Below are 12773 nucleotides of genomic sequence, written 5' to 3'. Positions count from 1 at the left end.
TTTTACACCCTCTTCTTTTTTAATTTAAGTAATACTTTGCTCAAGCTTTCTTCCGTAAGATCCTCTGCATCAGCAAAATCTGATACCGTAAAAGCAGACTCTGTTGTTGGTTTATTTATAAGTTGACGAAGATGCCTCAACATACCATCTGCTATCAATTGAATTTTTAATTTAGAAAACTGTTCTCTACTATACATCCAAACAAAATGTAACTTTTCATCTTTCACCATTCCGATAACATCAATTAGATGAGATGGTTTGGAATCTGGAGCATGATCTAAAAATGTAAATCCTGTCTCTTGCATAAACAAAGATTCCCTTGAGAAAACCTGATCAAATTGGCCCAAATAGTTAAAACTTATTGAAGGCTTTTGCTGATAAAACGGAAGTAATCCTTTATTCAAGTAACGTAAAATACCATAGTCAACTCCGCGATTTGGGATTCGACGCAATTGTTCTTTGACAGACTTTAATCCTTCAATAGGTGTTTGAGTTCCTTGAAAATTGAGATGAACGGGATAAATACTCGTGAACCAGCCCACTGTCCTTGATAAATCAATACCTTCAATTACCTCTTCTCTTCCGTGTCCTTCTAGATGAATAGAAACGGTTTGCTGATTTGTACAATCGACGATAGCTTGTCCTAATGCCGTTAATAGTACCTCATCAATCCTTGTCTTATGAGTTACTGGAACTTCGTGTAACAATTCATGTGTTTCTTCTATTCCTAAAGTCCTCGTCACTTGATCAATCGATTCCTCTGTCGTTTCTTGTATTGGATAGTCCATTGGAATTTTCATCGTTTCTTTTTCTACTTGTTGATTCCAATAATTTTGTACTTCTTTTGAAATACCCGAATCACTGTATGTCTGGAGTCGTTCAGACCACTCTTTAAAAGATGTACTTTTCGCAGGTAAGCGAACTTCTTGACCTTGTTTCATCTGGTTATATACCACCTGTAAATCTTCCAATAGAATCCTCCATGACACTCCATCTACTACTAAATGATGAATCACCCAGAATATTCGATCATTTCCAGTCAAGTTATCTTCAAAGTACACTACTCTCATTAACGGACCAGTAACTAAATTGAAACTAGCTTGATTAATGTTCATTTCTTCTTGTATTATTGTATTCCACTCTTTTTCATTAACTTGATTCCGTTTTACAACATGGAGTACTGACAGCTCATCAGTCTCTTCATTTCTCTGCCTCCACGTTCCGTTTGGTAACTGTTCGTACCGGAAACGTAAAGCATCATGATGTTTGAGTAAATTTAATATCGCTCCCTCTAGTAATTTCACATCCAATCTTTCTTTTACTCTTAAAAGCATTGATTGATTCCAATGCTCTGTATGTGGATGTTCTTGCTCGAAGAACCAGCACTGAATTGGAGTAAGAGGCACATCACCTATCACAATTCCCTGCTCCGCTTGTACTCCCTGCGTTTCTATAGCCACTTGTGCCAGCTCAGCGATAGTTGGGCATTCAAACATTTGCTTTGGAGTAAGTTTTAACCCCACTTGACTTGCTTGAGATATGATTTGAATACTGAGAATCGAGTCGCCACCAATTTCAAAGAAATTATCATAGATTCCCACCTTTTTAACACCTAATACTCGCTTCCAAATGGTAGTCAGTATCTGTTCGTTACTATTCCGAGGGCCAACACATTCACTATTAATCTGCTTTTCCTCCGGCATAGGTAAGGCCTCACGATCAACTTTACCGTTAGCTGTAAGTGGAACAGCTTCCATCGCCACAAATCCCGAAGGAACCATATAACTTGGTAGTTTCGCTTTAAGATACTCTCTCCACCCATCTACATTTCCACCTCCTACAACATATGCTACTAATCTTTTATCGCCTGGCTGATCTTCTCTTACAATTACAACTGCCTCTTTTACATATACATATGTATGTAAAGTAGACTCAATTTCCCCAATTTCAATTCTGAAACCACGTATTTTAACCTGATGATCAATTCTTCCACGATAATCTAAATTCCCATCTGGCAAATACCTCGCTAAGTCTCCTGTCCGGTATAATCTTGCTTTCGGATCACTACTAAATGGATGAGATATAAAACGCTCTGCTGTTAATTCAGGTCTATTTAAATATCCACGTGCCAATCCTGCTCCACCAATATAAAGTTCACCATCAACACCTATAGGAACAGGTTGTTGATAAGCGTCTAGTATATACACTTCTAAATCGGGAATCCGCTTTCCAATATTACTTCTTGAAGCATGCTGCACATCATCTAGAGTAATTGGATAATATGTAACATGAACTGTAGTTTCTGTAATTCCATACATATTAATTAACTGTGGGTTTTTCTCACCATACCTTTGAAACCACGGTAACAAGCTAATAGGTTCTAATGCTTCTCCGCCAAATATTACGTAACGTAGCTGCAAATTTTTATTCTTATCTTCTTGTTCACACACTCGTATTAATTGTCGAAATGCGGAAGGTGTCTGATTTAGAACTGTGACTTCTTCCTCCACTAATAATTGATAAAAATCCTTAGGTGATCGACTAATCCAGTACGGAACAACAACTAATTTTCCACCATATAATAATGCTCCCCAAATTTCCCATACTGAGAAATCAAATGCATACGAATGAAAAAGCGTCCAAGTATCTTTTTCATTAAACTGATACCAACAATCCGTTGATTTAAATAACCGAATGACATTGTGATGCTCTATCATAACGCCCTTTGGATTTCCCGTTGATCCCGAAGTATAGATTACATATGCCAGATTTTTGGGACCGACATCAGAAAGCGGCAAAGTCTTACTTTCTTTCCCAATCTCATCTTGATCACGATCCAGGCAAATCGACTCAACATTTTCTGGTAACCATTTCAATTCTTTTAAACTTTCTTGCGTCACGAATAACTGAATGCTAGCATCTTCTAAAATATATTGAAGTCGCTGCTCTGGATATGTTGGATCGAGTGGAACATAAGCCCCACCAGCCTTCAAAACCCCTAAAATACCTACAATCATTTCGAGGGAACGTTCAACGCATATTCCAACTAAAGTATCAGGTCCTACTCCCTTTTTCTGCAAATAATGAGCTAACTGGTTTGCACGTTCATTAAGCTCCTTATAAGTAATTTTTTCTTGTTCATACGTAACTGCAATAGTATTTGGATAAATCATCGCTTGCTGTTCGAATATTTCATGAATAGTTACTTGAGGTGGGACATTTAGTTTAGGATTGTTGAACTCAACTAAACTTATTCTTTTATCTTCCTCAGAAATGATTTCTATTTCAGCTACCTTCTGCTTTGGTTTTTCAAAAGTGTTTTCCATTATCGCTAACATCACGTTAAAAAACCGTTTTATCTCTTCCTTAGAAAATAGCTCCTCACGATAATCAATATGTACATGTAAAGAGTCAATATCAATTAGATTTTCAATATGCACTGCAAAATCTTGTACCTCTTCATGGTTTGGAATCCATAGTGAGTCACCACTTTCATCGCGATCCCTATAATCAATCGTAGTTCCGAAAAGTCTCACATTACTATTATTCTCTTTATTAATCTGCTTTAACAACAAATCAAATGGATATTTCTGGTGCCTCAATAATTTGCTTTGTTTTCTGGACACCCTGCTAATAAATGAAAGTACTTCTTCTTCTGGATCAATATCCATTCTTAAAGGAACTGTACTCACCATCATTCCAATCAATTTTCGTTCCATTTTAGTCATACGATTGCCGTAAGCCATTCCTAAACCAATATCAAGCGATGAAGTCCACCGATACATGGACAACGAGAAAGCAGCAACAAAAAAAGTGTATAAACTAATTTTGTAATCTTCAGAAAATTTTTCTATCTTTCTCTTCAAATGCTCCGTTAATATAAATGTCTCACGTGATGCTTTAGTGCTAACTTGGTACGTATTATAGGGCTTCAATCCAGTCACAGATGGCAGTGTTTTAAATTCCTCTAACCAGAATTTTTGATCTTTTTGAAAGCGACTACTATTCAAGTATGTTTGTTCATTGGTCAGGAATTGAACATATGAATTTTTAATTTCGCCTTCCTCATTCTCGTTATGCATTTCATAATAATATTTTGCAATTTGCTCAGTAAATATTTGAATTGATAAACCATCCATAATAATATGATGAACATTTCCAAAGACTGCACATTCATTATCGTTTAATTTTATTAAAGCGAAATAGTATAAATCTGAATTAAATAATGTAAACGTGTCTTTTGTTTTCTGCTCAATCCATTCCTCAAGCAAATTTGTATTCTCCACATTACTGAAATCAAAAAACTCAAATTCTTGTTCTTTATGTTTAATAAAATATTGTTTCGGTTCCTGATGCCCATTTTCTTTTAACCTAATGCACAGACCGTCATTTTCACTGATAACGCGATTCACAACTTGGTTTAATTTTGAATAATTCATTTTCCGATGAAGTTTAAATAAAAATCTTAAATTACATATTCCTTTATCAGAATGAATAACTTCTGTATACCATATTCTTCGCTGCGGATGGCTTAATCGATAACATTCCTCATTGGTCATAAAAATCTCCCCTTCAAAAATTATTTGCTCTTATAGGTTCGTGTTTATGTTTAGCCCATAAATATTTCTGCAGTGAAACTCCAATTAATCCAATAATAACAAGCCCAATCCCTCCATAAACATAGAGTTGAGTTACTCCAAACAAATGCACTAATGGGCCACTCATAGCAGGAGAAATAATTAGAACTGCGTTTGTTAAACTGCTTTGTATACCAAATACTCTTCCTACTTGATCTTGGTCGGATTCTATTTGTAAAATGACTTGATTAGATACAAGCATCAGCCCACTTCCGATACCAGCGATAAAACTAATTAAATAGGCTAAAACGAAGACCGTACCGGGCGTTATCAAACCAATCCCCCCAAAACCAATTCCCATTAAAACCATACCTCCACATACTACCCAGCCATATTGAAATTGTTTTAATTTCTGAGTTAGTAGTGCACCAAGTATTCCGCCAAGACCAATAATAGAAATGATATATCCCATTTTACTTTTATCATGTGGGAATAAGCTCTTAAATAAAGTTGGGAATTGTGAGTCGACTAATTGTAATACTGCCATGGCTATTGTAACGAAAATCATGGTTGATAATATTATCCGATTAGATAACACATAACCCCACCCTTGTACCCAAGCGGTCCAAGTACTTTGTTTTTGCTTTTCAACAAATTCTTTCGATATAGTTTCTTTAAATTTTATTGTGGGTATGAGAACTAAGGTAGCTAATAAACAACTTATAGCTCTTATAATGAGGCAGAACTCTGGTTGAAACCAGCTCAGCAACATGCCCCCTATAAGTGGACCTACTATCTTGGTACCCTGCTCTACTATTCCGTTGATACTTACTGCTTTAGTAAGTAAGTCCGGGGATACAATCTGTCTTGTTAGTGTTTGCTGTGCAGGATAATAGAAAACAATAAAAATGGAACGAATCATTAATGCCACTAAGAGCCAGTGGATATCTTGTACAAATAAAAGAGCAATTGTTATTAGACCAACCATTAGATTACAGAACATCATAATTGGAATTTTTCTAAAACGATCTGCAATAACACCTGCCCATGAGCCAAAAATAATTCCAGGAAGTGCATATGCAACAGGGATCAATCCAATCATAGTAGGATCTACTTCCCATTCAAACCCAACTATAGTCATAATCGCTAACATATCAATAAAAACACCAAGCATAAGCAATGAATAAGCAGAGAAAACTTGTAAATAAACCCTATTTCCTAATAGGCCTTTTGAATCAGTAGTTTTCATAAAAGCAAGCTCCTTAGGTTACTAATATAAACGCTTTTGCGTATAAGGTACCCCTTTATTAAACCTAATTAATCATTATAAAGATTTCACCTAGAATGTAACTTCGTCAAAACCTAGACTAATCTCAAGGTTTAGTTTATTTTAAATAGTCAGATAAATTTAGGCGCACCTATTTCTTCGTATTTATATCAACTGTTACAACATAGACCTTTACCTTACACTAAAAAACAGCTAAACATTACCTGAATATAACCATTTATAGTTGTTTGCACATTCAATTCACATCCTTTTTAAAGTTGGCTTTTTTCTATCTCAAATACTATCACACAAATATTTCACCTACTATATTCATAAAGTTGAAATATTTGAATCAGAAAATTCGGATAAAAAAACCAACCCACAAATCATACCAAACAATTATTTAGTTATATTGTCAGTTTATAGATGGCTTTAGCCATAAGGATATCAAAAATTAAGTTTCTTAATTTTATTAACATAATAGTTTAAAGAGACTATAAATCCTACTAAACAAAAAGATAAATATACAATAAAGTATATTTATCTTTTCTTATCCTACATATTTTCTATGCAAATTAATTCCAATAACTAAAATTGATAATAAAAATATAATACTACCAATTACTAATGTACTCATAACAGAATTGAATAATATAGTATTAATACTTCTGCACCTACTACCTATTTTATTTATTAGATATTTACACTTCAAAAAAATTACAAATTATTCACAATTAGGATACACACCCAAAATATGATTTGAATATGTTATTATATTTTAAGATAATATAAAATCAGTTTTTCTATAAGAGAACTTAATTTTTATGTAGTACGAAATTGTTAGTACTACAGTATATATTTAAATTTAGTTATAAAAACGTTTAAAGACCACCTATTTCCATAAGTGATCTTTCTTTGTAATTCTACATTTATGCACTACTGTAGAAATATATCGTAGATACGCTTTGTATGCTAAATTTCTAGTTCTCTCCATTTACTAAAAAACATAGCTTAGCACAATTAATATCATATTCGTTAAATTGCAAACTATTATTTTGTCTTCTGTACAGACAAACTACTAAAAATCAAATCAGCAACTTTTACATATCCTTTTGAGTTTGGATGAATTAAATCCTTAGACCAAAGCGTATTGTCATTAACTAAATGATGATTCCAAAAATCAACATGATGAAACTTATATTCTCTGCTCAGTGAACGTATAACTTCATTTGCCTCTAATAATTGTTCTTTTATTACTTGTTTTTTTTCAGAAGCAAAAGGAAGCCTAACTGTAAAATCAGGAAGGTTTGCTATAATAATATCAGCCCCTGCTTTACTTAATGAATCTATCATAAATTCCATATCGTTCTTATATGCATCATGATTCCAACGTCCTTTTAAAACATCGTTTGCCCCTGCAATGAGACTAACCAAATCTGGATTAAAAGTTAACGCCTTTTCCAATTGCTGCGAGCGAATTTCTTTAGTTACTAAGCCACGCTTTGCCAAATTAGCATATTTTATATCGTTTTCACACAGTTGAACAAAATGATCTATCCAGCTTTTTAATGCAATTCCCTCAACTTCATCCCCTATCCCCTCTGTAAAACTATCACCAATTGCTACAAATCGCTTCCACATATGTATTCCCCCTTTATTATTAACCATATCTATACTATACAATAGCTCACACCGTAATTGTTATTTCTAAGTGGTTTTCGATTTCAATTATATTCCACTTTATTATATTTACATTTAGAATCCAAAATTGACCGATTCCTAAGTATACTTAGGAATCGGTCATATTCGTATATTTACTAAAGAAATAAAATTTCTCTAGGAATTATACTTTTTTCAAAAAATTGGTTGTTCTTTGTTTTGCCCAGTTGATACATTTCTTTTCGATTAAATGATATGAAACTATAGAAAAAAGTAGTGTCATTGCAATGCATAAAGTAAGAAGGAAAAAGATAGGTATCTTTGTATACAAAAGTTTAAATAGTACCATCATGATTGGAAAATGACACAAATAGATACTGTATGAAATTTCTCCTAAATATACAAATACACTCTTATTTAAAAATGCTTTTACTTTTAGGTTACTCATAGCCATTATAATAAATATACCAACCCCCATTACGACACCCCAATCTTTTAATAAGAAAGTAGTATCATTACGGGAAAAACCATAAATTAAAATGGAATATAAATACAGAATAATCCCTAATGCAATAAGAAATCCTTTTTTAAATTTTTTCATATTCCTATATGAGTAGATAAGTTTTTCCTGATACTTAAAAAGTAACATTCCAACCATAAACATAGATGTAAAATGCAGTGTATCAGCATAACCATTATAAAATCCTTCAGCTTTCCCAATATACAACACATTGAGAAAAACACTAATTAAAGAAAAGCTCAAAGCAAATAGTATCGTTTTCTTCCAATTCAATTTATAAAAAAGAAGGAATAACAAAGGAAACACAATAGATATACGCATTTCTTGAGCCAATGACCAAATAACTGGATTATAATTTTCCGTAAAAAAGTTATTAAGAAGCACAAAGTGGTTTAGAATATCTAATTTTGTTATAGACCCTTGCCACCTATCATAGAACCAATCCCGTAGTCCTACCACTTCATACGACGAAAATAAAATAAATAAAACAAAGGAAACAATTATCCAAAAATAATAAGGAATATAGATTCTTACAAATCTCTTAATTAAATATCCCCAATAATTTGTTTTTGAATGATAAAGTGCCATCGATAACACAAAACCACTTAGTACATAAAAAACGATAACAGCTTCCCCACCCGCCCATAAAAACCTAAGCGGGGAAAATTTAATAGAATTAGGCAACGATGGTAGCATTAAACAAAAATGTCCAAATACCACAGTAAGTGCCGCTAACCCTCGTATGGAATCTAATTCTTTTATTCTCTTACTCATAAAATGTTCTCCTTGTAAATTGTAGATTTTGCTTTTCATAAAGGCCACTATGCGAATGTAGTGAGAGAATTGTACACATCGTTTCTTTAAATTCCTAATATAAGCAGTAAAAAGTTAATTTGACCTCCATTTCTTTATATACATAATTTAAAACAAAATATTTAATACAAAGAAAAGATTTTATTAAATTTTTATAAAGTGAAACTTTAATGGGTGGTTTTTCATCATGTAACTTTATTAAACTAACCTTGCACCAGAATCCTTTAAATCGAAAGATTCATAATAAACGCCATCCCTTCTGTATATTTCTACAAAAAGAATAGCGTTTTTGGAGTATATGGATACAAATTTATTTTAGCTTAATAGAAATACAAAAAGTTCCGAAGGACCAAATTTGAAAAGTAATACAATCTTTCATTCCAAACTATCCACATAAGAATCTATAATACTTTGAAACCTTTTGTTTCAAACTAATATTTAGTTGTATCCTATAAAATTAGCTTTTTACTATATCAATCGCACTATCCCACATACCACTAAAAAAAGATCCAGTTTTACGTATAAAACGTGTAAACCAATTTGCTTGTTCCACATCAGATTTTGTTACAAGGTCTATTTGTAATGAATTACCTGATAAGAACCCAGGATCGGTATTATCTTTAGGCGAGATAATTATTTTACTAATTGTTACACCTTTTTTAATAGGCGCTTCTGGTTCTTTATTTGATACTTTAAATTCTTTTTTATAACCGTCTTTGTTTCCCTTCCGCATTGGAAGTGAAACAGCTTGCTTCGTTTGAACTACTACATCTTTCTCTTTTGCATTTGCTACTCGTACCGTTTCATGTCCTTTTACTACTGAATCTTTTCCGTAGACATTCTTCACTTCAAAATTCGCAAATCCATAATCGTATAATTTCTTTGTTTCATCAAAGCGTGCCGTATGAGATTTTGCTTTTATCACTACAGAAATTAGGCGCATACCATTTCTTTCTACTGTACCAGTGAAACAATCTCCCGCTTCTGGAGTCGTTCCTGTTTTCAAACCATCTACACCTTCATATTGCTTAATTAAACCTTTTAACATCCAGTTAAAGTTCGCCATATCAATTGGATATTTACCACCCTCTTGGAATGTTTTTTTAGGAATTTTCGCTGTATTCAATATTTGGGGAAAATCTTGAATAAGACGTTGTGCTAAAATTGCACAATCCCTTGCAGACATTTTATTTTTCTCATCTAGAGTTGTCCCTTCTAGGTGATATCCTTTTAAATCTTGATTTGTTAAGCCTGTAGAGTTTACAAATTTATAATCTTTCATTCCAAACTCTTTCGACTTATCGTTCATCATTTTTACAAAATTGCCCTCTTTACCAGCAATCTCTTCAACTAAAGCAATTGTTGCACCATTTGCAGAATAAATTGCCATTGCCTCATATAACTCTTTTACCGTATAAGAGCCACCATTTTCTAATGGAACATTTGATAATGAACGATCTTGCGAAATCTTATGTGCATATTCAGAAATTTTAACTTTTTGATCCCATTTAAGTTTTCCTTTATCTACCGCTTCATGAACTAAGTATTCGCTCATCATTTTTGTCATACTAGCAATTGCCAATGATTCATCTGCATTTTTTTGATATAAAATTTTTCCGGAATTTGCTTCTATTAAAATTGCTGATCCTGCTTCAACGTCTATAGCAGAAACTGTTTCCGCTGCTGCTCTTCCAAATGTAACGAACATACTAAAAAATAGTGTAAGCACTGTTACTATTGCAATAAATCTCTTGCAAAACATACCTTTCACTTCTGTTACCTCCAATATCTTTGTACTCAAAAAAGCGTTATTCTAACATAATCTCAAAAAAAATAGACAGTGTTCTCAAATTGTATATACATATTAAACGTTAGGATTGCTTTCATATAGACCATCTCATCTGACACTTTTAGGTGCCCTGATACTTTGTATTCCCACGCATATCCTTATTTTTAATCCCCTTATATTTTTTAAAATGATTCGCACTTTCATATTTTTTAGGATTACAATTAATAGACAATCTACATAATACATTTGTTCCACATTTACAAAAAATAAAGTGAAACTTTAATCAGTGGGGGTTTTGTTCATCCCCACTAATTATTAACCCTCACCAATCGGGATTTTAATTATTCAATTGAGCTATTTGCTAGACTTATATTAGAGATAAATTTTCTTTAGTCTAAACCATTAGTTTTTTGTAATAAAAAAACTACACCCAATACTGAATGTAGTTTTTCTAACTAACTAATTTATTTATTTTTTACTTCATTTTTATAAAAAGTAAATAATGGTTCGATGGATGGACTAGATAACAGCGGAATTGCCTTCTCGATCAATTTCCTATCCCAATCAAACCAACGCATTTCCATTAACATGTTTATTTCTGTATCAGTGAATCGTTTCTTTATTTCCTTAGCAGGATTTCCACCAACTATTGTATACGGCGGAACATCTTTACTTACGACAGATCCTGCAGCAACAATTGCACCTTCACCAATAGTAACGCCAGGCATTATTATAGCATTCATTCCAATCCAAGCATCACTTTTAATGACTGTATCGCCCTTAGTTTCATATGATTGTTCAATTTGCTCAGCGAATGGATATACTGTAATCCATTCTGAGTGATGATTATGGTTACCACCCATTAAAATGACTACTCCACTTGCAATGCAAACATAATTCCCAATAATGAGTTTATCAAGATGCCATCCCATCTGTTCAATTGGATTAAACAGTGCTTGTGACTTAGCATCCCCCCACAAATACCTTACACAACCATCTTCAAAATTTTGATGACCATAATACCCTGAATAATAGGAGTACTCTCCTACTTCAATGAGTGGATTTGTTACTATATCTTTTATATATTTTGTTTCTGACCAATGATTAAATAATGGATGCTTCATAACTTTATTCCTCGCTTCTAAGTATTATATATTTTGCTATTTACTTAGAAGCTTACTACGACTGCTACATTTTTTAGCTTTCTCAAACGACGAATCATTATCTTCAAGCCTTTCTTTTATAATAGAAAAAGCATAACGCAATACATTACACTAGTCAAATTGTGTAATTTTGAACACATCTTAAACAGTGTAATACTGCAATAACAACATGAAAACACTCTAACTTCGATACAAATACTATATTTATTACATTTAGTTCATATTTTGTAAAAAAATCTTAATTGCCATGACAAAGCAAACAATAACCACTATTGGTCGTATTAATGACGTCCCTTTTGTAAGCACCATCTTCGCCCCAATATATGACCCTATAATTTGACCAAGCATCATAATCAATCCAATTGTCCAATCGATTTGGCCAAAAATAATAAAATACAACAAAGCAGCGAAATTACTAGTAAAATTCAAAATCTTAGCATTTGCAGTTGCCCGTGTAGCACTATATCCACATAAAAGAATGAACGCTAAAGCAATCAAGCTACCTGTTCCTGGGCCGAAGAAACCATCATAAAATCCAAGGAATGGAGGCACTGTTAACGCAAACAACAACATACTTATTTTTCTCGGTCGATCTTCGTTTGCTATATTTGGAGATAATAGAAAATAAAGACCAATAATAATAAGTAAAAAAGGTAATATCATGATTAGATATTCTGCCCGTATCTGTAAAACAAGCCATCCACCCAAAACTGATCCAAAAAAGGTCATTAAGATGGACAAACGCATTTCTTTAAGATTAATTTCTTTCTTCTTAATAAAAAACACTGTCGCCATGAGAGTTCCGCTACTCCCTTGCAGTTTATTAGTTGCTATCGCTACAGAAGGAGACATACCTACTAATAACATTATCGGGATAGTTATCATACCACCGCCTCCAGCAATTGTATCTATCCACCCTGCTAATACAGCTACTAAAAATAGTAATATGAGTAATTCAATAGTAAAATCCATACAAAGAATATGG

The 12773-nt window shown here is 33.0% G+C and carries 7 protein-coding genes; all 7 read right to left on the bottom strand.

Annotated features, from left to right (window positions below; translation table 11 throughout):
• Positions 1 to 2: 2 nt before the first annotated feature.
• The 7 genes from ACLBXA_RS18015 to ACLBXA_RS17985 all read right to left on the bottom strand — a co-directional run bounded on the left by ACLBXA_RS18015 (position 3) and on the right by ACLBXA_RS17985 (position 12760).
• The gene (locus ACLBXA_RS18015) at positions 3 to 4559 is read right to left on the bottom strand and encodes an amino acid adenylation domain-containing protein (protein WP_447617363.1); all 4557 of its coding nucleotides are present in this window, start codon (positions 4557 to 4559) and stop codon (positions 3 to 5) included.
• A gap of 13 nt (positions 4560 to 4572) precedes the next feature.
• Positions 4573 to 5826, bottom strand: a complete 1254-nt coding sequence (locus ACLBXA_RS18010) for an MFS transporter (RefSeq protein WP_000858612.1) — start codon at positions 5824 to 5826, stop codon at positions 4573 to 4575.
• A 1068-nt stretch (positions 5827 to 6894) separates the two neighbouring features.
• Positions 6895 to 7485, bottom strand: coding sequence for an SGNH/GDSL hydrolase family protein (locus ACLBXA_RS18005; protein ID WP_000265867.1), 591 nt, complete (start codon positions 7483 to 7485; stop codon positions 6895 to 6897).
• A 202-nt stretch (positions 7486 to 7687) separates the two neighbouring features.
• Positions 7688 to 8836, bottom strand: a complete 1149-nt coding sequence (locus ACLBXA_RS18000) for an acyltransferase family protein (RefSeq protein ID WP_003282126.1) — start codon at positions 8834 to 8836, stop codon at positions 7688 to 7690.
• A gap of 457 nt (positions 8837 to 9293) precedes the next feature.
• On the bottom strand, positions 9294 to 10607 hold the full coding sequence (locus tag ACLBXA_RS17995; protein ID WP_000677657.1) for a D-alanyl-D-alanine carboxypeptidase family protein: 1314 nt from the start codon (positions 10605 to 10607) through the stop codon (positions 9294 to 9296).
• 482 nt (positions 10608 to 11089) lie between these two features.
• Complete coding sequence (locus ACLBXA_RS17990) at positions 11090 to 11749, bottom strand: CatB-related O-acetyltransferase (RefSeq protein ID WP_144514116.1); 660 nt, start codon at positions 11747 to 11749, stop codon at positions 11090 to 11092.
• A gap of 252 nt (positions 11750 to 12001) precedes the next feature.
• Complete coding sequence (locus ACLBXA_RS17985; RefSeq protein WP_042598004.1) at positions 12002 to 12760, bottom strand: TSUP family transporter; 759 nt, start codon at positions 12758 to 12760, stop codon at positions 12002 to 12004.
• Positions 12761 to 12773: the final 13 nt, after the last annotated feature.

Source organism: Bacillus sp. D48C (assembly GCF_053345735.1).
This window is presented reverse-complemented; position numbering and strand designations above follow the sequence as displayed.

Coding starts and splice junctions, on each gene's coding strand:
- ACLBXA_RS18000 (WP_003282126.1), bottom strand. CDS start 8,836: ATGAAAAGCAAAATCTACAATTTACAAGGAGAACATTTTATGAGTAAG.
- ACLBXA_RS18010 (WP_000858612.1), bottom strand. CDS start 5,826: ATGAAAACTACTGATTCAAAAGGCCTATTAGGAAATAGGGTTTATTTA.
- ACLBXA_RS17985 (WP_042598004.1), bottom strand. CDS start 12,760: ATGGATTTTACTATTGAATTACTCATATTACTATTTTTAGTAGCTGTA.
- ACLBXA_RS18005 (WP_000265867.1), bottom strand. CDS start 7,485: ATGTGGAAGCGATTTGTAGCAATTGGTGATAGTTTTACAGAGGGGATA.
- ACLBXA_RS18015 (WP_447617363.1), bottom strand. CDS start 4,559: ATGACCAATGAGGAATGTTATCGATTAAGCCATCCGCAGCGAAGAATA.
- ACLBXA_RS17990 (WP_144514116.1), bottom strand. CDS start 11,749: ATGAAGCATCCATTATTTAATCATTGGTCAGAAACAAAATATATAAAA.